The 19,075-nt window shown below is 64.5% G+C and carries 24 protein-coding genes; 8 read left to right on the forward strand and 16 right to left on the reverse strand.

Features of this window, described 5'->3' with window-relative positions; all coding sequences use genetic code 11:
* Positions 1–106: 106 nt before the first annotated feature.
* The 5 genes from ACLEJP_RS21495 to ACLEJP_RS21515 are packed head-to-tail and all read right to left on the reverse strand — an operon-like array spanning position 107 to position 3,863.
* A complete protein-coding gene (locus ACLEJP_RS21495) occupies positions 107–1,090 on the reverse strand; it encodes a FecR family protein (RefSeq protein WP_440809663.1) in 984 nt (327 codons plus the stop codon).
* Positions 1,087–1,653, reverse strand: coding sequence for an RNA polymerase sigma factor (locus ACLEJP_RS21500; protein ID WP_440809665.1), 567 nt, complete (start codon positions 1,651–1,653; stop codon positions 1,087–1,089). Before ACLEJP_RS21500 ends, ACLEJP_RS21495 begins: the two co-directional genes overlap by 4 nt.
* Before the next feature lie 4 nt (positions 1,654–1,657).
* On the reverse strand, positions 1,658–1,984 hold the full coding sequence (locus ACLEJP_RS21505) for a DUF3325 domain-containing protein (RefSeq protein ID WP_440809668.1): 327 nt from the start codon (positions 1,982–1,984) through the stop codon (positions 1,658–1,660).
* The gene (locus ACLEJP_RS21510; RefSeq protein ID WP_440809670.1) at positions 1,984–3,561 is read right to left on the reverse strand and encodes a PepSY-associated TM helix domain-containing protein; all 1,578 of its coding nucleotides are present in this window, start codon (positions 3,559–3,561) and stop codon (positions 1,984–1,986) included. The genes ACLEJP_RS21505 and ACLEJP_RS21510 overlap by 1 nt, the downstream gene beginning before the upstream one ends.
* Positions 3,558–3,863 carry a DUF3649 domain-containing protein gene (locus ACLEJP_RS21515; RefSeq protein WP_440809673.1) on the reverse strand — a complete coding sequence of 102 codons (306 nt, stop codon included), beginning with the start codon at positions 3,861–3,863 and terminating at the stop codon, positions 3,558–3,560. Before ACLEJP_RS21515 ends, ACLEJP_RS21510 begins: the two co-directional genes overlap by 4 nt.
* A gap of 235 nt (positions 3,864–4,098) precedes the next feature.
* Here ACLEJP_RS21515 and ACLEJP_RS21520 point away from each other — a divergent pair, with 235 nt between their 5' ends.
* Complete coding sequence (locus ACLEJP_RS21520; protein ID WP_225779222.1) at positions 4,099–4,446, forward strand: HPF/RaiA family ribosome-associated protein; 348 nt, start codon at positions 4,099–4,101, stop codon at positions 4,444–4,446.
* Positions 4,447–4,569: 123 nt separating this feature from the next.
* On the forward strand, positions 4,570–4,860 hold the full coding sequence (locus tag ACLEJP_RS21525; protein ID WP_225779223.1) for a DUF3509 domain-containing protein: 291 nt from the start codon (positions 4,570–4,572) through the stop codon (positions 4,858–4,860).
* A 3-nt stretch (positions 4,861–4,863) separates the two neighbouring features.
* On the opposite strand, the gene ACLEJP_RS21530 is transcribed toward ACLEJP_RS21525, so the two are convergent.
* On the reverse strand, positions 4,864–5,334 hold the full coding sequence (locus tag ACLEJP_RS21530) for a phosphate-starvation-inducible protein PsiE (protein ID WP_225779224.1): 471 nt from the start codon (positions 5,332–5,334) through the stop codon (positions 4,864–4,866).
* 222 nt (positions 5,335–5,556) lie between these two features.
* Between ACLEJP_RS21530 and ACLEJP_RS21535 the strand changes: the two genes are divergently transcribed.
* Positions 5,557–5,820 carry a YebG family protein gene (locus ACLEJP_RS21535; protein WP_440809678.1) on the forward strand — a complete coding sequence of 88 codons (264 nt, stop codon included), beginning with the start codon at positions 5,557–5,559 and terminating at the stop codon, positions 5,818–5,820.
* A 30-nt stretch (positions 5,821–5,850) separates the two neighbouring features.
* Here the strand turns inward: ACLEJP_RS21535 and ACLEJP_RS21540 are convergent, their stop codons facing one another.
* Positions 5,851–6,870 carry a Leu/Phe/Val dehydrogenase gene (locus tag ACLEJP_RS21540; RefSeq protein WP_225779225.1) on the reverse strand — a complete coding sequence of 340 codons (1,020 nt, stop codon included), beginning with the start codon at positions 6,868–6,870 and terminating at the stop codon, positions 5,851–5,853.
* 124 nt (positions 6,871–6,994) lie between these two features.
* Between ACLEJP_RS21540 and ACLEJP_RS21545 the strand changes: the two genes are divergently transcribed.
* A complete protein-coding gene (locus ACLEJP_RS21545) occupies positions 6,995–7,801 on the forward strand; it encodes a SirB1 family protein (RefSeq protein ID WP_440809680.1) in 807 nt (268 codons plus the stop codon).
* Here ACLEJP_RS21545 and maiA read toward each other — a convergent pair.
* The 3 genes from maiA to hmgA are packed head-to-tail and all read right to left on the reverse strand — an operon-like array spanning position 7,795 to position 11,037.
* The gene (gene maiA / locus ACLEJP_RS21550; RefSeq protein WP_440809682.1) at positions 7,795–8,427 is read right to left on the reverse strand and encodes a maleylacetoacetate isomerase; all 633 of its coding nucleotides are present in this window, start codon (positions 8,425–8,427) and stop codon (positions 7,795–7,797) included. The genes ACLEJP_RS21545 and maiA overlap by 7 nt on opposite strands.
* 12 nt (positions 8,428–8,439) lie before the next feature.
* Positions 8,440–9,732 carry a fumarylacetoacetase gene (gene fahA / locus ACLEJP_RS21555; protein ID WP_440809685.1) on the reverse strand — a complete coding sequence of 431 codons (1,293 nt, stop codon included), beginning with the start codon at positions 9,730–9,732 and terminating at the stop codon, positions 8,440–8,442.
* Between the two features lie 3 nt (positions 9,733–9,735).
* Positions 9,736–11,037, reverse strand: a complete 1,302-nt coding sequence (gene hmgA, locus ACLEJP_RS21560) for a homogentisate 1,2-dioxygenase (RefSeq protein WP_440809688.1) — start codon at positions 11,035–11,037, stop codon at positions 9,736–9,738.
* 174 nt (positions 11,038–11,211) lie between these two features.
* Between hmgA and ACLEJP_RS21565 the strand changes: the two genes are divergently transcribed.
* Positions 11,212–12,009 (forward strand): IclR family transcriptional regulator, encoded by a 798-nt coding sequence (locus ACLEJP_RS21565; RefSeq protein ID WP_440809691.1) that lies wholly within the window; start codon positions 11,212–11,214, stop codon positions 12,007–12,009.
* Between the two features lie 220 nt (positions 12,010–12,229).
* Here the strand turns inward: ACLEJP_RS21565 and ACLEJP_RS21570 are convergent, their stop codons facing one another.
* The 4 genes from ACLEJP_RS21570 to ACLEJP_RS21585 form a co-directional block, all read right to left on the reverse strand.
* Positions 12,230–13,144 carry an SDR family oxidoreductase gene (locus ACLEJP_RS21570; protein WP_440809694.1) on the reverse strand — a complete coding sequence of 305 codons (915 nt, stop codon included), beginning with the start codon at positions 13,142–13,144 and terminating at the stop codon, positions 12,230–12,232.
* A 120-nt stretch (positions 13,145–13,264) separates the two neighbouring features.
* Complete coding sequence (locus ACLEJP_RS21575; RefSeq protein WP_440809697.1) at positions 13,265–14,170, reverse strand: alpha/beta fold hydrolase; 906 nt, start codon at positions 14,168–14,170, stop codon at positions 13,265–13,267.
* A 176-nt stretch (positions 14,171–14,346) separates the two neighbouring features.
* Positions 14,347–15,033, reverse strand: a complete 687-nt coding sequence (locus tag ACLEJP_RS21580) for an LrgB family protein (RefSeq protein WP_225779233.1) — start codon at positions 15,031–15,033, stop codon at positions 14,347–14,349.
* Positions 15,023–15,409 (reverse strand): CidA/LrgA family protein, encoded by a 387-nt coding sequence (locus ACLEJP_RS21585; RefSeq protein ID WP_289130857.1) that lies wholly within the window; start codon positions 15,407–15,409, stop codon positions 15,023–15,025. The genes ACLEJP_RS21580 and ACLEJP_RS21585 overlap by 11 nt, the downstream gene beginning before the upstream one ends.
* A gap of 97 nt (positions 15,410–15,506) precedes the next feature.
* On the opposite strand from ACLEJP_RS21585, the gene ACLEJP_RS21590 reads away from it, so the two are divergent.
* Positions 15,507–16,403, forward strand: a complete 897-nt coding sequence (locus ACLEJP_RS21590) for a LysR substrate-binding domain-containing protein (protein ID WP_440809699.1) — start codon at positions 15,507–15,509, stop codon at positions 16,401–16,403.
* Between the two features lie 63 nt (positions 16,404–16,466).
* Here ACLEJP_RS21590 and ACLEJP_RS21595 read toward each other — a convergent pair whose 3' ends face one another.
* On the reverse strand, positions 16,467–16,922 hold the full coding sequence (locus ACLEJP_RS21595) for a flavodoxin (protein WP_440809701.1): 456 nt from the start codon (positions 16,920–16,922) through the stop codon (positions 16,467–16,469).
* Positions 16,923–17,037: 115 nt separating this feature from the next.
* On the opposite strand from ACLEJP_RS21595, the gene ACLEJP_RS21600 reads away from it, so the two are divergent.
* Both ACLEJP_RS21600 and ACLEJP_RS21605 read left to right on the forward strand, forming a co-directional pair.
* Positions 17,038–17,466, forward strand: a complete 429-nt coding sequence (locus ACLEJP_RS21600; RefSeq protein ID WP_225779237.1) for a PAS domain S-box protein — start codon at positions 17,038–17,040, stop codon at positions 17,464–17,466.
* A 59-nt stretch (positions 17,467–17,525) separates the two neighbouring features.
* Positions 17,526–18,143, forward strand: coding sequence for a hypothetical protein (locus ACLEJP_RS21605; protein WP_440809703.1), 618 nt, complete (start codon positions 17,526–17,528; stop codon positions 18,141–18,143).
* On the opposite strand, the gene ACLEJP_RS21610 is transcribed toward ACLEJP_RS21605, so the two are convergent.
* Complete coding sequence (locus ACLEJP_RS21610) at positions 18,128–19,063, reverse strand: MerR family transcriptional regulator (RefSeq protein ID WP_440809705.1); 936 nt, start codon at positions 19,061–19,063, stop codon at positions 18,128–18,130. The two genes, ACLEJP_RS21605 and ACLEJP_RS21610, sit on opposite strands and share 16 nt — an antisense overlap.
* Positions 19,064–19,075: the final 12 nt, after the last annotated feature.

The following is a 19,075-nucleotide window of genomic DNA, read 5'->3' on the forward strand; positions in this document are numbered from 1 at the left end:
CGAATGAATCGCACTTCCACTCATTACACGGATGTCACGTCCTGTTACCTCACCCGCTATTTGAAAATATTTTCATTGCTGCCCGCGAAGAGGCCGGCACAGGCGCCTATCGGATCACCGTCAACCGTCCCAGCACAGTCTGCCGCGAGAAACCCATCACCTTGCCCAGCGAATCCAGCGCCAGCAACGGTTCTGCCACAGGAAAACTGCCACTGACCTTGCGCTGCCCCAGTTCGTCGTCGAGCAACAGGATGCGCCCCGGGTAATAGCGCCCCAGGTCTTCGACCACCTGCGCCAGCGGGACCTGGTAGTAATTCAGCCAACCCTGGCGCCAGGCCAGGCGGGTGTCGCCGTCCACCGCCACAAGGTCGCCCAGCTGGCCTGCAGCGTAGGCGACCTGCTGGTTGGCCGTCAGTTCGCGCCTTGCGGCGCCCGGCGCCGGGCTTACTGCCACCCGCCCGCTACGGACCGTGACCTGGGCGCCTTCGCCCTGCCCACGCACTTCGAACTGGGTGCCGAGCACCCGCACCTCGCCACCCGCCGCTTCGACCAGGAATGGCTCACCGGTATGCGTGACCTGGAAGAACGCCGCGCCATGCAACAAGCGCACACGACGCTCGCCGCGGACAAAATCGACTGCAATCGCGCTCTGCGCATCCAGCGTCACTTGCGACCGGTCGGCCAGCATCACCTGGCGCACCTGCCCGGCACTGCTGTAGTCGGCTTGCAGGTCCTGGAGCCACAAGCCAGGCTGCCAGCCCCCGGCAATCCCCACAGCCAGGACCAGGCAGGCCGCCAGCGCCAGTGCCGCGAGCCGCTGCCGCCACGGCGACCTGGCCACTGGCCGGGCCATCGCGTCCAGATAGCGCTGCAGGCCTTGCTGTTCTTCGTCAGCCAGGCGCGCCGCAGCGGTGCCGCTGGCCTGCCACAGCGCCTGCGCCTGGGCGAAGGCTGCACGGTGCGCGGGGTGGCTCAGCAGCCAGCGCTTGAACGCGGCCCCCTCGGCGTGCGCGGGCTGCTCGTTGATGCGGCTGAGCCATTGCAGTGCAGCCTGGGACTGCGCCTCGGTAATCGGCGGTAGATGGCTCATCGACGGGCGCTCCCTGGCCGGCGTGGGATGGACGCGGGCTCGGCCACACTCGCCTTGCACGCCTCGAGGGCGCGCATCATATGCTTTTCCACAGCACTCTGGGACAGTTGCATGGCCGTGGCGATCTCGCCGTACTTGCAGCCGTGAATGCGATTGAGCAGGAAGATCTGCCGGGTGCGCTCGGGCAAGGCGCGCAAGGCGGCTTCGATGCGCTGCAGATCGTGGTCGACCTGCACGGCCTGCTCCGGCGCCTGGGCTTCATCTGCCGGCAACGCAGCTTCGACCACACGTTCGCGGCTGCCTTCACTGCGCAAGTGGTCGATAGCCAGGTTGCCGGCGCAGCGCAGCAGATAGGTATCCAGGGCTTCGACCTTGACCTCGGGGCGGCGCCAGAAACGCAGGAACAGCTCCTGGACCAGGTCCGATGCCGTGGCCCGGCAACCGACCCGACGGCTGACCAATGCCTCCATGCGCGCGCGCTGGGCCTGGAACACTTCGACGAAACGCGCACGTCCGCCGCCGTTGTCGGCGCCCGGCTCGAACATGTTGCCCGGTTCACTCATCGGGTCACCCGGCATACACCACGAGCAACGGCCCCAGCACCACGCCGACGGCGGCCAGGCCCAGCAGCAGCCGGGGCAGGTATGGCAGGCCGAATACCCACACGGTCACCCCGGCCATCAGTACCGCGACCCATTGCACCAGGCCATGGGCCCAGCCACGCAGGTGTACGCTGAGTACCAGCGAAGCCAGCAACAGCAACCAGCCGGCGCCACGCAACAGGCGCAGCTGGCCTGGGCGTGGCTTGCGCCTGAGCAAGTCGGCGAAGTGTTTTTGCATGGCCAGGCACAAGGCAACCAGGCCTGCGAATGTGATCAGTGCGATGCCTGCCATCAGCTTGCGCCCGCTGTTTCGGCCGGTGGCGTGCTGGCTGCTCGCCGGGCGCGTCCGGCAGCCGCCCTCGGCTTGCGCGACAGCTTGCCGGCAAGCCAGGCGAGGAACAGGCCGGTCGCCAGCGCCGTCAGGTCGAAGCCGGCCATGGCCCAGTCCCCTGCCGGCAGCGAATGGTTCAGGCCCTGGCCGGTAGTCAGGGCATTGAGCAGCGGCAGCAGGGCAAACGCCAGCGCACCCAATGCCAGTTGCTCGGCCCAGGCCCGGTGCCCACTGCGCAGCACGGCGTGCACCAGCGTCAGCCCCCAGGTGATGAAGAAGGTATTGACCTCCCAGTCGGCCCGGCCGTGCACCCCCAGCGGGATCAGGCGGTTGGCCCAGAAGAAACCGGCAACGGCCAGCAACAGCCCGCTCATGCTGGCGATGTTGAGTACCTCGACCAGGCGCAGCTCGCCCGGCAGGCGTTCGTTCCCGGCATGCTTGAGCTGACGCTTGCCCAGCCACATCACCAGCCCGGTGCCGATCACCGCGGTACCCGCCAGGCCAAAGAAGAAATACAGCCAGCGCAGCCAGGGCCCGGCAAAATTGCCCATGTGCAGGCCGGCGAAACTGAACGCGGCCATCATCACCCCGCTCTCCGGCTTGCCCTGGCTCAGCAGCGCACCCGTGGTGCCATCGAACGTCCAGTTGGCGCTGCGCCGGTAGGCGACGTGGTCGGCCGACGATTGGCTGAAGGTTACGCGGGCATTGCGGTCGCCCGGGTTCTGCACCTGGATATCGCCAATACGCGCGCCCGGTTGCAGCTCCTGAACCCTGACGTACAGGCCTGCCAACGGCACCAGCGGTGCGGCGACATGGGCTGGCGCAGGCGCATCGTTGCGGCCGAACAGGTCGTTGAAGTACTTGCCGGTGTCATTGCCATAGCTGGCCATGATGCCCGCCGGCATGACCAGGTACATGAACAGCACCAGGCTGCTGTAGCTGATCATCAGGTGGAACGGCAGCACCAGCACGCCGATGGCGTTGTGCCCATCCAGCCAGGAGCGCTGGCCCTTGCCGGGGCGGAAGGTGAAGAATTCCTTGAAGAACTTCTTGTGCGTGATGATGCCGGTCACCAGCCCCAGCAACATGATGAATGCACAGAACGTCGACAGCCAGCGGCCATAGGGGTGTGGCATCTGCAACTGGAAATGGAAGCGGTAGAAGAATTCACCACCGCGGCTGTCACGTGCCTGCAGCGGCTCACCGGTCTGGGTATCGAGGGTCTGGCTGACAACGCCACGTGGCCCGCCATGGGTATCGCGATAGCCCACGTTCAAGCCCGCCTCACGTGCGTTGGGCAGGCGGATGAACCACGTTCCCGAATGACCTGCGTTGTCCAGCAGGTAACGCTGGGCCACCTCCAGAGCATGGGTCGGGTCCAGTGCCTGGCTACGCACCTCCGGCCTCGACCAGTGGGTGATCTCTTCCTTGAAGTACGACAGCGTGCCGGTAAGGAAGATGGCAAACAACAGCCAGCCAAAGATCAGGCCGGTCCAGGTGTGCAGCCAGGCCATGGCCTGGCGGAAGCCTTCCTTCATGCGCTTGTCATCCAGTAGGCCAAGCCGCTGATCACGCTCAGTAGCACTGTGGGCGCCAGCACACCCAGCCAGGCGCGCAAAGCGCTGCGGCAGGCGAAGCACCAGATGAACGCCAGCAGGTAGAAGACGAATGACAGCAACAGGCCTGTGAGTGTCGCATCGACCTGCGGCAATGGCGCCACCAGAGCAATGCAGACGCTGGCCATCGACGCCAGCAGGTAGCCGCCCAGCAAGGCGGCCAGGCTGCGTGAAGTCACGGCCAGGCGATAGCTGAGCGGGAGGCTGGCGGTTTTACGCGTCATGGCGAACGGTCGGGCGTTATCGGGCGTTCAATAATAATGATTTCAATTCTCATAAGCAAAGGCTGAGCGCTGCGTGGTCAGCTGTGGCCGTGTATGCAACAAGAAATTTATTTTCAAAAAGGGCTTGAATTCGTTTCGCCGTTGCCTGACCTTAGAGTCAAGAGACGCAGAATTTCCAAGGGTCTCAAAGGCCTAGGCGCGTCTCCATGCGAGCAAGCTGAATAAGGATTGAATCATGCAAATCCAGGTCAACAGCAGCAACCATTTCGAAGGCAACGCCCGGCTCGACCAGTGGGTCCGCAGCACCCTGCAGAGCTCGCTGGAACGTTACGAAGACGACCTCACCCGCATCGAGGTCCACCTGCGCGACGAGAACGGCGCCAAGCCCGGACCGCATGACAAACGCTGCCAGATGGAGGCTCGCCCCAAAGGCCATCAACCGATCTCTGTGACCCACACTGCCACTTCGCTGGACCAGGCAGTCGATGGTGCCGCCACCAAGCTGAACCACGCGCTGGAACACTTCTACGGCAAGCTGCGCAGCAAGCGCGGCGCCCTGGAACTGAATGACCCGGACGCCTGATCGGCAACGCCAGCAACGCCCGGCCTCGTGCCGGGCGTTTTCGTTGGTGTCGATCAATGGCACTGAACCAACCGCCGAAGGCGTCGGTCAACCCCTGCAGTCATTCATTGCAGAAGCACGACCATGAACAACCCATTCGAACGAATCAGTGCTGCATTCGCCCACGAATACCGGGTCAACCTGAGCATCGCCAACCTTGACGGCAGCATCATGCTGACCCTGTCCGACGACAGCGGCGTAGTCGCCAAGCGCCTCATCACCCAGGCCCAGCGCAATGACCCGGTGCGCCTGCAACGGGTGATCGACAGCATTCGCCTGGGCCTGGCCATCGAACACAACCAGAACCCCTTGCAAGTGCTGGCCGCACTGACCCGCGACGCTCAGCGCGAACCCCGCCATTTCATGGCCAACTGAGGGCTACTTGCCCTCCTCCACTTCCTTGCCATTGGCATCCAGCACCTTGGTCGAGGGGTAGCGGTACGAGGCGTAGCGCACCACCAGAATCGAGAACGCCAGCAACAGGATGCCACCGCACAGGTACAGCAGCCCTGCGTCCGGCGCCTTGTGGTGTGAGACATCGCCGATCAGCAGGCGGGTCAGTGCAGTGATGGCCACGTACAGCAGGAAGCGGATCGGCATGTGGTTGGTCTTGAAGTAGATCCCGACCATCGCCCCCAGCTCCAGGTAGATGAACAGCAGCAGAATGTCATCGACGCTGACCCCGCCCTTGCCGAGCATGTCCAGGAAGGTCATCACCGCCGCATAGGCGGTGATCGCGCCAATGCCGAACAGCGCCAGGTAATGGAATGCCTCGACGCACAGGTTGCCCAGCGAGTCGGCCGAGCCGTGCAGGCCCTTGCGCAGCTTTTCTGCCCATTTGATGTTCACGATGTTCCATTCCCCGATACGTCTTGAAGGATGATGCGCCACCGGTGTGACGCTTGTGCCATGCAGTTAAAGGGCCAGGCCCTTGCCTTGGAAGGCGACCGATTGCCGCAAGGCACGCGCCCACGCGCTGAAGAATGGGCTTGCGCGGCAATGGCAAATGCCATTACTGTATATAGATACAGTAGATCGTAACCTAACCAGCAAAAGGCACAGAGGTGATGAATGGCCGTCGAAGTGGTGTATCGCAGCAGCCGCGACCCGGAGCGCTTGTTCATGGATAAGGCCGAAGCAGACCGTCACGACAAGATGCTCGAACTGGCCGAGCGCCTGGCCGACGTGCTGCACAAGGCCGTGCCCTCGCTGACCGAGCAGCAGGTCGAGGAAGCCGGCATCTACATGGCGAGAAACCGCGATGTGTTCGCCCGTGCGTTCAAGAGCCAGCCGGATGCGTTGGCCGAGTTGCTCGAGGCGCCAGCGGCCGAGTAACACCTGCGCTGGCCTTGGCAGGAGCGGCCGTCAGCCGTAGAGCAAGCGCTCCGCCAGCATCTGCGCCACCCGCGCCGGCGAGCGTTTCTCCGCCTGCGCATGGCCGAACACTTCGGTCAGCCGCGAAGGTATCCGCGCCAGGTGCGCGGTGATGGTGCCCAGGTCCTCGCCACGGTGGGTAAGCGCCACGTAGATCAACCCACCGGCATTGATCACGTAATCCGGCGCATACAGGATTCCGCGCGATTCCAGCTGGTCGGCCACCTGCAAGGTAGTCAACTGGTTGTTCGCCGCCCCCGCCACCGCTGCGCAACGTAACTGCATCACACTCTGCCCGTTCAGCACCGGGCCCACGCCGCAGGGCGCAAAGATGTCGCAAGGGGTGCTGAGCAACGCATCGTTGGTGACCGGCTTGGCATCGAACTGCTCCACTGCCAGCCGCACCCGCCCGGGGTCGAGGTCGCTCACCAGCAAGTCCGCCCCCGCCGCATGCAGTTGCTCGGCCAGCGCATAACCGACATTGCCCAGCCCTTGCACCGCAACCCGCAGCCCCTGCAGGTCATCACTGCCAAGCCGGAACGAAGTGGTTGCACGTATGCCGGCGAAAACCCCCATCGCCGCGTGCGGTGAAGGATCGCCGCAGGCCGTGGTGCTGGTCACATGCGGGGTACTCTGGGCAATGCAGTCCATGTCCAGGGTAGAGGTGCCGCTGTCCACGGCGATGATGAAGCGCCCCTGCAAGGTATCGACGAAGCGGCCAAAGGCCTCGAACAGCGCGGCACGGTTTTCCACATGCGGGTTGCGCATGATCACTGCCTTGCCGCCACCCAGTGGCAAGCCGGCCAGTGCTGCCTTGTAGCTCATGCCCTGGGCCAGGCGAATGGCGTCGGTCATGGCGCTCTCGTCGTCGGCATACGGCAGGTAGCGGCAACCGCCCATGGCCGGCCCCAACTGTTCACTGTGGATCGCCACCACGGCCTTGAGGCCGGTGGGCGGGTCGGTGAACAGGTGCAGCGACTGGGTACGGGTGCTTTGCATCAGCGCGAACATCGACGGGCTCCCCTGAGAGGTGCTCATTCCAGTATAGGCTTGGCCCTCGGGCCGACGCCGCCGCCGGACCACTGGACGAAACCGCGCGCCGCGGCTAATACTCAAGCGTGTGTGGAGAAGCCCCATGAAGCCACGTCAAGCCTGCCTGGCCTGCCTGGAACGCGAGCCCGTCGCCCTGCTGGAAGCCGCATTGTGGATTGCCGCCGAGCATGACCGCAGCATCGAGCCGGCGGCCAGCCTGGCCACGCTGCATGACCTGCAGCGCGAGATCAGTGCCAGCCTGCCGATGCTGCCGCTGTGCGAACTGGCCCAGCCACTGTTGCGCCAGCTCAATGCCCTGGGTTTCCAGCAGGATGAGTATCATCCCCTGCGCCCGCATGCCGCGCTGATGGACAAGGTGCTGCAGCGTCGCCGTGGCCAACCGCTGGCCCTGGCCATCCTCGCCCTGGAGTTGGCCCGGCGCCTGTCCATACCCCTGGAGGGGGTGGGCTTTCCCGGCCATTTCCTGCTGCGCGTGCCGGGTGCCGACCACCTCCTCGACCCCTGCGGCGGCCGACGCCTGTACCCCAACGATTGTCGCGAACTGCTGGCGCGTCAGTTTGGCCCGCAGGTAGCACTGACCGCCGAGCATCTGCGCAGTGCCAGCCCCGCGCAGATATTGCAACGCCTGTCACGCAACCTGCGCCAGTTGCACCTCAGCAATGACAACCACCTGGCGGCACTGATCGATGCCGAACGGGTCATGCAACTGGGGCCGGCGCAAGTCAGCGACTATGTGACCCGCGCCTCGCTCTACCAGCATCTGGATTGCCCGCAGGCCGAGCGCTTCGACCTGGAGCATGCGTTGCTGCTGACGGAAGACCCGGTCCAGCGCCTGAAGCTGTGCGAGCGTATCGGCAAGCTTCCGGCGGCGAACCGTTCCATTCACTGAGCCGGGCAGTCCGGCTGCTGGGCGGGGTGTGCCTTGGCGAACGCCGGGTGCCCGGCTGCCAGGGCGGCCACCCGCAGGATGCGCGGGAAGCCGTCGAGGTCGATGTTGAACCGTTCGGCCGCATACAACTGCGGGATCAGGTAGACATCCGCCAGGCCTGGCTCATCGCCAAAACAGAAACCGTGATCGCCGATCAGTTGCTCCACCGCCGCCAGCCCCTGGCTGATCCAGTGGCCAATCCACTGGTTGACCTGGGTCTCGTCATGCCCGGCCTGGCGCAGCCGGTTGAGCACGCTGACATTGTGCAACGGGTGGATATCGCAGCCGATGATCGCAGCCACACCGCGCACCTTGGCACGCGTCGCCGGCGTCGCAGGCAGCAGCGCGGGCTGTGGATAAACCTCTTCCAGGAACTCGATGATCGCCGGAGACTGCACCAGCAGCTCACCGTCGTCAGTGCGCAACGCCGGCACGCGGCCCTGCGGGTTGATGGCGACGTAGCCAGCACCGCGTTGCTCACCCTGCAACAGGTTGACCGGCAGGGACTGGTAGGCCAGCCCCTTCAACGCCAGGGCAATGCGCACCCGATAGGATGAGGTGGAACGGTAATAGGTGTACAGCTCCATGCCCCTGCCTCCTCAGTTGGCCGCGATGACCGTGCCGCGGCATTCGCCGAAGCCGATGCTGGCCACGCCCTCACGCACGCAACGGCCGCGCAGGATGATCTCGTCGCCGTCCTCGAGGAACTTGCGCACCTCGCCACTGGCCAGCTCCACCGGGTGCTTGCCGCCTTCGGTAATCTCCAGCAGGCTGCCGAACGAACCAGGCGTGGCGCCCGACAGCGTGCCCGAACCGAACAGGTCGCCCGGCTGCAGCTGGCAGCCATTGACACTGTGGTGGGCCACCAGCTGCGCCACGGTCCAGTACATGCTGCGGGTGTTGCTCAGGGTCAGGCGGTGCGGGGCCATGCCCTGCTCGCGCATGCGCTCGGTCAGCAGCAGCACCTCGAGTTCGATATCGAACGCACCGGCGGCCTGGTCGCGCTTGTCCAGCAGGTATGACAGTGGCTGCGGGTCGCCTTGCGGGCGTGCTGGCTGGGCGCAACGGAACGGCTCCAGCGCTTCGGCAGTAATTACCCACGGTGAGATGGTGGTAACGAAGCTTTTCGACAGGAACGGGCCCAGCGGCTGGTATTCCCAGGCCTGGATATCCCGGGCCGACCAGTCGTTGAGCAGGCACAGGCCGGCGACGTGCTCGGCGGCATCGCCGATCGGGATCGCCTGGCCGATGTCATTGCCCTGGCCGATCCAGATGCCCAGTTCCAGCTCGTAGTCCAGGCGCGCGCAGGGGCCGAAGCTCGGTTCGCTGTGCCCAGCCGGCAGGGTCTGGCCCTTGGGACGGCGCACGTCGGTGCCGGACGGGCGAATGGTCGAGGCGCGGCCGTGATAACCGATCGGCACGTACTTGTAGTTGGGCAGCAGCGGGTTGTCGGGGCGGAACAGCTTGCCGACGTTCCTGGCGTGTTCGATGCCTACATAGAAGTCGGTGTAGTCACCGATCTGCGCCGGGACATGCAGTTGGCAGGCGCTGGCCGGATACAACGCTGGCTGCAACGCCGCCTGGTGCTCGCTGTGCTCGCCCAGCAACACCAGCAGGCGTTCGCGCAAGGCCACGCGAGCGCCTCGACCAAGGGCGAAGAATGCGTTCAGAGTGCCACCGCGGGTGGCTTCCACAGCGGCCTTGGCGGCGCCGTCGAACAGGCCGGCAGCCAGCACTGCCTCGAGATCGAGGATCGCATCGCCGATGGCCACGCCACAGCGCCTGGCTTCCCCGGGCCGGCTGAAAATGCCCAACGGCAGGTTCTGCAGCGGGAAGTCGCTGTGCCCGTTGGCGTGCTCCACCCAGCTACGGGCAATGGCGGTCTGGTTCATGGGTTATCTCCGGTTCGGGTTGAAGGTGCTCGGCAAGGTGGCCCAGCAACTATCGTAGTCGGCCTGCAATTGCGGGCATTCGAGGGCCTGCACGCTCGGGCGCAGCACCTGGCTGGTCTCGAACATGAAGGCCATGGTGTTGTCGATCTTGTGCGGCGCCAGGTCGGCGGCAATGGCCTTTTCGCAGGTTTCGGCATCGGGGCCGTGGGCGCTCATCACCCCGTGCAGCGAGGCACCGCCGGGCAGGAAACCTTCGGCCTTGGCGTCGTAGGCACCGTTGATCAGGCCCATGAACTCGTTCATCAGGTTGCGGTGGAACCATGGTGGACGGAAGGTGTTCTCGGCCACCATCCAGCGTGGCGGGAAGATCACGAAGTCCATGTTGGCCATGCCATGCACGCTGGTCGGTGAAGTCAGTACCGTGAAGATCGACGGGTCCGGGTGGTCGAAGCTGACCGTGCCGATGGTGTTGAAGCGCCGCAGGTCGTACTTGTACGGCACGTTGCTGCCGTGCCAGGCGACCACGTCCAGCGGTGAGTGCTGCAGTTCGCAGGCCCAGTGTTCGCCAAGGAACTTCTGCACCAGCTGCACCGGGCCTGCCACCTCCTCGTAATGCGCCACCGGGGTGAGGAAGTCGCGCGGGTTGGCCAGGCCGTTGCTGCCGATCGGGCCCAGGTCCGGGATACGCAGCGGTGCGCCGTGGTTTTCGGCAATGTAGCCACGCGCCTGGCCGTCGAGCAGCTCGACGCGGAACTTCATGCCGCGCGGAATCACCGCGATTTCCAGCGGTTCGACCTGCATGACCCCCAGTTCGGTGGCGATGCGCAGGCGGCCCTGTTCCGGCACCAGCAGCAGCTCACCGTCGGCGTTGAAGAACACCCGTTCCATCGAGCGGTTGGCGCGGTAGATGTAGATGCTGACGCCGGCCGGTTTGTCAGATGCCGAGTTGGCCACCATGGGCAGCCAGCCTTCGATGAAGTCGGTCGGTTCGCTGGGGATCGGCTGGGGGTTCCAGCGCAGCCGGTTGGGGGTAATGGCGCCCAGCGGGGCGGTCAGTGGCTGGCGCGCCAGGCGCTCGAAACGTGGGTGCAGCGCGGACGGACGAATACGGTACAGCCAGGTACGACGCAGCTCGCTGCGGGCCATGGTGAACGCCGTGCCCGAGAGCAGCTCGGCATACAGCCCGTAAGGGGCCTTTTGCGGCGAGTTCTGCCCGACCGGCAGGGCACCCGGCAGGGCTTCGCTGGCAAACTCGTTGCCAAAGCCGCTGAGGTAGTGAAGGTCGGGTGACGTATCGCGATTCATCGATGCCTCCGGGCTCTGGCCGAGCCGTTGCTGGCAGCTGGCTACCGGTCCCGATCGGGTTGGCAGCGCGTCTGCGTTGTTTTTATCGTAATCAGATTACGAATAACGTAATTTGCTCCGGGCAATGCGTCAAGCTATAAAGGCGCGACGCGAAAACTCCGGAAGCAGATGTCCATGACCAAAGCCAGCTCCCCCGCCGACAACGGCAAGCAGAAAGTCCGCTCGGCAGAGGTCGGCACCGACATCCTCAAGGCCCTTGCGGAGCTTTCCCCTTCCACCTCGCTGTCGCGCCTGGCAGAGCATGTGCAGATGCCGGCGAGCAAGGTGCACCGTTATTTGCAGGCATTGATCGCCAGCGGCTTTGCCGAACAGGACGCCGCCACCAACCATTACGGCCTGGGCCGCGAGGCCCTGCGGGTAGGGTTGGCGGCGCTGGGCAGCATCGATGTACTGAAAATCGCCGCGCTGCCGTTGTCACAGTTGCGCGATGAACTCAACGAGAGCTGCTTCATTGCCGTATGGGGTAACCAGGGCGCGACGGTGGTCAGCATCGAGCCGGCAGTACGCGCAGTCACCGTGGTCACCCAGATCGGTTCGGTATTGCCGCTGCTCAGCTCGTCCACCGGCCTGGTGTTCGCCGCCTACCTCCCCGAACGCGAGACCGTGGAGTTGCGCGACCGGGAACTGGCCGCCATGCAGCACAGTGCCGCCGATTACCAGGCAGTACTGGCCGGCATTCGCGAACGTGGCCTGCACCATGTACACGGGCTGCTGATGCCCGGCGTGGATGCGCTGTCGGCCCCGGTGTTCAATGCCATGGGGCAGATCGCTGCGGTGATGACCGTGGTCGGGCCAACGTCGATCTTCCATGCCGACGAGCATGGCCCGGCGGCGCAACGGCTGCTGGCGGCAGCTCGGGAAACCAGCTGGCGGATGGGTTATACACCTGCGGCACTATTGCCCGAGGCGTAAAGGTGAATGTCATAAGCCGCTATTTTTCCTACAGGATCAAGCGCTTATTCTTAGCTCACTGGCCGGCATGAAGGGCTCTCCCCCCGCCTTTCAGGCCTGCGAGGTTCACCGACGTAGATTTTGAAGCTCCTTGATCTGACGTCTCGATTGGCCGCTGCGGCTTGCAGCGGCCTTTTTTATCTGCGCTGAACATAAAACTTCGGCTGTGCCGGCAAAGGTTTCAGCCCAACGGGTATTGTTGCAGGTTCGCCATCATCTGCTGCAAGGCCTGCAAGCTGTCCTGCGGGTGTACCGCCCCCTCGAAGTCGCCGATGCGCACCCAGTTCTCCGCCACCTGCTCCGGGGTAAAGCCTTCACGCGGATCGAAACCCACGCCCAGGCTACGCTCCCAACGCACCTTGCCCACCCAGCCGCCACCCACTTCGAACAGCTCCCCGCTGCCCTGGCACTGTTCGCTACCCAGGTACACCACCAGCGGGCTGACCAGTTCGGGCTTGAGCCGCTCGAACACCTGGGGCGGGATCAGCCCTTCGGTCATGCGGGTGCCGCCGGTCGGGGCGATGGCGTTGACCAGGATGCCATGCTTGCGCCCCTCGATCGCCAAGGTACGGGTCAAGCCGTACAGGCCCAGCTTGGCCATGCCGTAGTTGGCCTGGCCAAAGTTACCGTAGATGCCCGACGTGGAGGCGGTGAAGATGACCCGCCCCCAGTTCTGCGCGCGCAGGTGCGGCCAGGCGGCGCGGGTAACCTTGTAGGCCCCTTCGACATGTACCTGGTAGACCTGCTCCCAGTCGCTGTCCTCCATCTTGTGGAAGGTCTTGTCACGCAGGATGCCAGCGTTGTTCACCAGCACATCGACCCGGCCAAAGCTGTCCAGGGCCTGTTCGACGATACGCGCGCCCTGGCTGACCGAATCATGGCTGGCGATGGCGTTGCCGCCAGCGGCGCGGATCTCCTCGACCACCCGGTCAGCGGCCGAGGCGCTGGCACCCTCACCATGGGTGGAGCCACCGAGGTCATTGACCACCACCCGGGCGCCACGCGCAGCGAACAGCAACGCATGGGCACGGCCCAGGCCGCCGCCGGCTCCGGTGACGATCACCACGCGATCTTGCAGACGGACAGGCTCGCTCATGTTCAAGGCTCCAGGCAGGTTCAGGTCAGCCGAGTGTCTGCCGCCGAAGGCGAATGGACAATCAAGCGCCTGCTGGCTGAATGCCTGGCAATAACACAATGCGATGGTCGTAACGCCTGGTCAGGACCACGCCATCTTCTGGGGCAGATAGCTCAGCGGCCGATCGCGAAAGGCCAGGTAATGGCGTAATACCTGAACCGGCGCTTCGGTATGCGGATAGTGGCCGATACCTTGCAGTTGTACCGTGTCCGGCGCCGGTACCAGTTGCCGGTAGCGCTCGACCATATGCGCCCCCGACAGCGGGTCGACCATGCCGTTGATCAGGCGCAGCGGCACGCCTTCACGCTGCATGGCACCGACCCAGCGATCACGGTGCAGCCTGCGCTCCGGCATGTAGCCAACCAGCTTGTGCAACACGCGCGTGCCGTTGTTGGCGGTGATCAGGCTCCAGAGGTCATCCAGTGCACTTTCACTGGGATGGGTGCAGGGCCCGTACACCTGGGTCACGTTGCGCACCAGATCGTCGCGCCCGAACGAGCGCCCTACCAGCCAGCCGACACGGCTGAGCAGCAGTTTCTGGATCAGCAGCAGGCGGCAACTTTCCGCAAACAACCCGCTGTTGAGGAACACGCAGCTGCCGATACTGGCGCGCTGTTCGTGATGCCGCGCCAGCAGTTCCTGGGCCACGCTGCCACCGTAGTCGTGGGCCAGCAGGTGCACCGGCTGCCCGACTTGCAGCTCGGCGAGCAAGGCCTGCTGCAGGTCGGCCTGCTCCATCAGGCTGTAGGCATGATTGACCGGTTTCGCGGAATCGCCAAAGCCGAGCATGTCGCAGGCGATCACCCGGAAGCGCTGGGCCAATGGCCCCCACAGATAGTGCCAATCCCAGCTGGCAGTGGGAAAACCGTGCAGCAGCAGCAGGGGCTCGCCTTGCCCTGCAATCCAGTAGCGGATGCTCTGGCCCCGGAAGGTGAAACTCTGCCCCCGGGTCCGCCAGACGCACAATGGAATTTCGGCCATAGGCATCAGCGGGGTCCCGGTGAAGTGGTGTTGGCTGAACAGGGCAAGGCTGCGCTCATTGCATGTCACCTCGGCACTTACATGTGCTCTCTGAGTCGAGGCTGAGTCTAGCCAGCAGCCCAAGGCCTTGAACTTGCGTTGCCAGCCAGCTTGATGACTGAGCGAGTCAGTGGCACGAACGGTCAGAGCAGCATGGTCAGCAGCGGTGCCGCGAACAGGTTCAGCAGCCCGGTCAGGACCATCACCAGGCCCGCCACCGAGCCTTCCTCGCGGCCCACCTCCTGTGCCCGGCTGACCCCCGCGCCATGGGCGCCGACGCCGAACAGCGCACCCCGCGCCAGCGGCGTACGCAACGGCAGCCAGCGCAGCAGCACGCCGCCGAACATGGCCCCGAGTACGCCGGTGAACATCACGAATACTGCGGTCAGCTCCGGTACCCCACCGAGGTCATGCGCCAGCGGCATGGCGAAGGGCGTAGTGATCGAACGTGGCACCAGCGACAGGCTGGTCGCACTGTCCAGTGCGAGCAGGTGAGCCAGCCCCCAGGAACTGGCAATCGAGGCACTGCTGCCGGCCACCATGCCCACCATCAGCGCCGGCCAGTGGCGTGCAAGCATCGCCCGCTGCTGCCAGATCGGCACCGCGAATGCCACGGTCACCGGGCCGAGCACGCTCATCAGCCAGTGGGTATTGCGGGCATACTCGGCATAGGCGGTGTGCAGCGGTACCGCCACCGCCAGCAACAAGACCGGTACCAGGATCAGCGGCGACAGCAGGTAGCGCCCACTGCGCCGGTACAACCAGCGGCTGCCCAGATAGGCCAGCAGCGTCAGGGCGAGCCAGAACAGCGGCATGGGTTCAAGGCTCATGACGCAACCTCCAGCGGCACACCAGTTCAACGGTCAATGCGGTCACCACCATCACCATCAGGGTGCTCACGGCAATCACCAACAAGATGCGCCAGCCTTCGTCACGGATCAGGGCGCCATAATCGAGCAGGCTCATCAACGCCGGAATGAAGAACAGCAGCATTTCGGCCATCAGCCAGCCCGCCCCCAGTTGCAGCATGGCCGGTTTGAGCACACCTGCAGCGAACAGCAACAACAGCATGGCCAGGCCCATCACCCCACCCGGAATCGGCCAGCCCAGCCAGGAAGCAAGCTGGCCGCCAAGCAGGAACAGGGCACAGAGGGTCGCCAGCTCGGTCAGCAGGCGCAGGGCTTTTTTCAGTAACGCGGGTTTCATGGGGGGTTCCTCGAACAGGCCCTCATTTTAGGATTCGGCTACCTAGGCCAGAAGCGAATTGTTAGACTGAACTCCATTCCATAATGGAATTGCGATCATGGAATTCAAACAACTGCGCAGCTTTATCGAAGTCGTTCACCGCGGTGGCTTCACCCAGGCGGCGCAAACCCTGCACATCAGCCAGTCGGCCGTGAGCAAACAGGTCGCCCAGCTGGAGCAAGATGTGGGCCAGCCGCTACTGGAACGCCAGGCTTCACAGCTGCACCTGACCGCGGCCGGGCGCATCGTGCTGGAGCGTGGCGAAGCCTTGCTGCGCCAGCGTCAGGCGCTGCTGAGTGAACTGGACGACCTCAGCCAGATGGGCCGCGGCGAGTTGCGCCTGGGCTTGCCGATGCTGGGCAGTGACGCGCTCTTCGCCGGGTTGTTCGCCGAGTACCGGCGGCGTCACCCGAACATTACCGTGCAATTGCTCGAAGGCGGCAGCCGCAGCGTCGAACAAGCGGTCAGAAGTGGCGAACTGGAACTGGGCGGCAGCCTGACACCCACTGACGAAGCCTTCGACTATCAACCGTTCTGCAACGAGCCGCTGGATGCCCTGCTACCGGCCAGCCACGGGCTGGCGGGCCAGGACGGGGTGGACCTGCAGCAACTGGCCGATACCCCGTTTCTGCTTTATCAGCGCAGCTTCGTGCTCAATGACCGGTTACTGAAGGCATGCCAGCAGCAAGGCTTTACCCCGAAGGAAGGCGGGCGCAGTGGCCAGGCCGACTTTCTCGCGGCGCTGGTGGCGGCGGGCCAGGGCGTGGTGTTGCTGCCCCGTGTGGTGGCAAGCGCACTGGAACGCCCCGGGGTAGTGCGTTTGCCGCTGCGTTCGCCGGAGGACTTGCGTTGGGACATCGCCTTCATCTGGCGGCGCGGGGCGTACCTGTCACGCGCCGCGCAGGCGTGGTTGGCGTTGGTGAGCGAACGATCAGTGCCCGACAACAGGGCATGAGTTGCCACCGTTGGCCTCTTCGCGGGTTACCCGCGAAAAGACCGGAACCGGCGACACAGCCCGTCAGGCTTTCAGTGCAGCAGCCAGCTCCGCCAGCCAAGGCTCGGCATCCGCTTCCGGGGTTACCGTCTCACTGGCATCCAGGCGCAGCATCGGCTGCACTTCGCGCACGCCCAGTTCGGCAAACAGCTCGCGCATTTGCTCACCGCCACCGCAGTAGGTATCGCCATAGCTGGAATCGCCCAGCCCGATCACCGCGCCCGGCAGGCCACGCCAGGCTGCCGGCAGCGCATCGCGGATGCTGCTGTACAGCGGCATGAGGCTGTCCGGCAGCTCGCCCATGCCGGTGGTGGAGGTGACGGCCAGCAGGGCATCAGGCGCAAAACCTTCAAGGTCCTGCAAGGTGGCGCGTGCCGCATGCCAGGCTTCCAGGCCTGCTGCCTTGAGCAGGGTTTCAGCGTGACGGGCGACTTCTTCGGCGGTGCCGTAGACCGATCCGGAAATAATGGCGACTTTCATCAAGTAGAGGATTCCGAAACTGAGTGAAATCGTAGGATACTACCACCCAGCGCTGGCAAAAGGCCGCCTCTACCAAAGTCGCCATCTTCAGCCCTTCCTCGCCAATGGCCCGAACATGATCAACGCCCAATTGCTGCAATCCATGGTCGACGCATCCAACGACGGGATCGTGGTCGCCGAACAGGAAGGCGACGACACCATCCTGATCTATGTGAATGCCGCCTTCGAACGCCTGACCGGCTATAGCCGTGACGAGATCCTCTATCAGGATTGTCGCTTCCTGCAGGCCGACGACCGTGACCAGCTTGGCCGCGCCCGCATTCGCAAGGCGCTGGCCGAAGGCCGCCCGTGCCGCGAAGTGCTGCGCAACTACCGCAAGGATGGCAGCGCCTTCTGGAACGAGCTGTCGATCACCCCGGTGAGGCACGATGCCGAACAACGCACCTACTTCATCGGTATCCAGAAGGACGTGAGCCGCCAGGTCGAACTGGAACGCGAGCTGGCGGAACTACACGCTCGTCCGAAACCCGACGAACGCACCTGAACCAAGTACGTCGGCCACGGTCAATCCCGTTGAAGAAAACGCCACCCTTGAGTTCGATCATGCAAGCAGAAGCGCTCCTCACCCAGGACGAACTGGACTTCATACAGAACATGCAGCATTCGCCGCAATTGAACCTGGCCGACCCCATGTCGAGCCTGCTGGTCAATGGCGACCGCCGCATCCAGAGCTTGCTTACCCGTCTGGTGGCCAACGAGCAAGTCACCTTGCAGGCCCAGTTCAACAACCAGCAGATCAGCTTCCCGCTGCAACTGGTGGAAGACGAATTCCACGCCCTGCACTTGCAACTGGGCTCGCCGGAAATCTACGAAGATGGCCCCATGCTGCGCCCCTGGCGCCTGTCGATGGAGCAGCCGAGCGCGTTGCTCGATGCCGATGGGCAAGTCAGCGGCCTGTGGGTTCGTGATATTTCGTTCAAGGGGACGCTGGTTGAAGTCCGTGGCCTGCCGTCAGCGCCAGCCCGCTTCGAGCTGCGCTTCGCGCCAGGCGGCATCAATCCCATCGAACTGCATGGCGTGTTGAGCCGGCGCATCGGCCCGGACCTGGCCGCCTACGACCTCAGTCAAAGCGCGGCCGAAGAAACCGAACGCCTGCGCGACTACATTCTTCAGGCCCATCGCCGGGCCCACCCCGAACTGCACACTCAGGTATCGAGCTGACCGGCCAGAAACTGCCGCAAGCGTTGGCGCATCACACTACCTTGTGCGCCCAGGCAGGCAATCGGGCTGCCAGCCAGGCTGTCCTGTGCCAGTTCCGCCGCCTCACCGGCCAGTAGCAACGGGCACTCCAACCCGGCCACCAGGCGTGCCAGGCGCCGGCTGAGTTCGACGGTGGGGGACTGGTGGGAGAACAACACCAGGGCATCCGGTTTCAGGCGCTCGCAAACCAGCGCCAGCTCCGCCAGCGGCTGCGCGTTCGCCAACAGGGTCACGCCCACTTCGTCGCAGCCCAGAGCCAGGCTGGTGACCAGCAGTTCCAGCTCATGGCACTGCCCCGGAAGTGGCGCCAACACCACCGTGCGCTTGCGCGGCGCATGGGCAAGCCGCAAGCGGGCGAACACCCGGCCACGCAGGAACTGGTCCAGGAACAGCCACTCGCTGGCCTGCCCATAACCGCCCTGCCCGACGGCCAGGTCATGCCACACCGGCATGAACACTTCGCTGAATACCTGGTCCAGGGCGCTTGCTGCAAACACCTCGTCGAACAGGCGGTCCAGGCTTGCCGCATCAAAACGTTGCAGTGCCTGGCGAATCTGCTGCTGCCAACGTGCCCAGGTATCCGTCGCCCTGCCTGCCTGCCCTGCCAGGGCATGGTCGCGCGCAAGTATGCTGCCGACCTTGCTCACCGCCACACCGCGCTCCAGCCAGCCGAGGATGCGCCGTACGTCATCGATATCGGCCTGCGAATACAGGCGGTGACCACTGTCGGTGCGGGTTGGCTGGATCAGACCATAGCGGCGCTCCCAGGCGCGCAAGGTCACGGCATTGACGCCGGTCAGGCGGGAAACTTCACGGATCGGAAACAGGTCCTGCTGCATCAGGCCGGCGTCGATCACTGGCTTACGTCCCTGTTCGTTCATGTGCACGGGGTA

Origin of the sequence: Pseudomonas sp. SMV7, assembly GCF_052041995.1 — a bacterium.
GTDB lineage: Bacteria > Pseudomonadota > Gammaproteobacteria > Pseudomonadales > Pseudomonadaceae > Aquipseudomonas.

What these genes read in the sequence shown, in the direction of transcription:
- ACLEJP_RS21495 (WP_440809663.1), bottom strand. Translation starts at nt 1,090, where the DNA reads ATGAGCCATCTACCGCCGATTACCGAGGCGCAGTCCCAGGCTGCACTG.
- ACLEJP_RS21500 (WP_440809665.1), bottom strand. Translation starts at nt 1,653, where the DNA reads ATGAGTGAACCGGGCAACATGTTCGAGCCGGGCGCCGACAACGGCGGC.
- ACLEJP_RS21505 (WP_440809668.1), bottom strand. Translation starts at nt 1,984, where the DNA reads ATGGCAGGCATCGCACTGATCACATTCGCAGGCCTGGTTGCCTTGTGC.
- ACLEJP_RS21510 (WP_440809670.1), bottom strand. Translation starts at nt 3,561, where the DNA reads ATGAAGGAAGGCTTCCGCCAGGCCATGGCCTGGCTGCACACCTGGACC.
- ACLEJP_RS21515 (WP_440809673.1), bottom strand. Translation starts at nt 3,863, where the DNA reads ATGACGCGTAAAACCGCCAGCCTCCCGCTCAGCTATCGCCTGGCCGTG.
- ACLEJP_RS21520 (WP_225779222.1), top strand. Translation starts at nt 4,099, where the DNA reads ATGCAAATCCAGGTCAACAGCAGCAACCATTTCGAAGGCAACGCCCGG.
- ACLEJP_RS21525 (WP_225779223.1), top strand. Translation starts at nt 4,570, where the DNA reads ATGAACAACCCATTCGAACGAATCAGTGCTGCATTCGCCCACGAATAC.
- ACLEJP_RS21535 (WP_440809678.1), top strand. Translation starts at nt 5,557, where the DNA reads ATGGCCGTCGAAGTGGTGTATCGCAGCAGCCGCGACCCGGAGCGCTTG.
- ACLEJP_RS21540 (WP_225779225.1), bottom strand. Translation starts at nt 6,870, where the DNA reads ATGTTCGCGCTGATGCAAAGCACCCGTACCCAGTCGCTGCACCTGTTC.
- ACLEJP_RS21545 (WP_440809680.1), top strand. Translation starts at nt 6,995, where the DNA reads ATGAAGCCACGTCAAGCCTGCCTGGCCTGCCTGGAACGCGAGCCCGTC.
- maiA (WP_440809682.1), bottom strand. Translation starts at nt 8,427, where the DNA reads ATGGAGCTGTACACCTATTACCGTTCCACCTCATCCTATCGGGTGCGC.
- fahA (WP_440809685.1), bottom strand. Translation starts at nt 9,732, where the DNA reads ATGAACCAGACCGCCATTGCCCGTAGCTGGGTGGAGCACGCCAACGGG.
- hmgA (WP_440809688.1), bottom strand. Translation starts at nt 11,037, where the DNA reads ATGAATCGCGATACGTCACCCGACCTTCACTACCTCAGCGGCTTTGGC.
- ACLEJP_RS21565 (WP_440809691.1), top strand. Translation starts at nt 11,212, where the DNA reads ATGACCAAAGCCAGCTCCCCCGCCGACAACGGCAAGCAGAAAGTCCGC.
- ACLEJP_RS21570 (WP_440809694.1), bottom strand. Translation starts at nt 13,144, where the DNA reads ATGAGCGAGCCTGTCCGTCTGCAAGATCGCGTGGTGATCGTCACCGGA.
- ACLEJP_RS21575 (WP_440809697.1), bottom strand. Translation starts at nt 14,170, where the DNA reads ATGCCTATGGCCGAAATTCCATTGTGCGTCTGGCGGACCCGGGGGCAG.
- ACLEJP_RS21580 (WP_225779233.1), bottom strand. Translation starts at nt 15,033, where the DNA reads ATGAGCCTTGAACCCATGCCGCTGTTCTGGCTCGCCCTGACGCTGCTG.
- ACLEJP_RS21585 (WP_289130857.1), bottom strand. Translation starts at nt 15,409, where the DNA reads ATGAAACCCGCGTTACTGAAAAAAGCCCTGCGCCTGCTGACCGAGCTG.
- ACLEJP_RS21590 (WP_440809699.1), top strand. Translation starts at nt 15,507, where the DNA reads ATGGAATTCAAACAACTGCGCAGCTTTATCGAAGTCGTTCACCGCGGT.
- ACLEJP_RS21595 (WP_440809701.1), bottom strand. Translation starts at nt 16,922, where the DNA reads ATGAAAGTCGCCATTATTTCCGGATCGGTCTACGGCACCGCCGAAGAA.
- ACLEJP_RS21600 (WP_225779237.1), top strand. Translation starts at nt 17,038, where the DNA reads ATGATCAACGCCCAATTGCTGCAATCCATGGTCGACGCATCCAACGAC.
- ACLEJP_RS21605 (WP_440809703.1), top strand. Translation starts at nt 17,526, where the DNA reads ATGCAAGCAGAAGCGCTCCTCACCCAGGACGAACTGGACTTCATACAG.
- ACLEJP_RS21610 (WP_440809705.1), bottom strand. Translation starts at nt 19,063, where the DNA reads ATGAACGAACAGGGACGTAAGCCAGTGATCGACGCCGGCCTGATGCAG.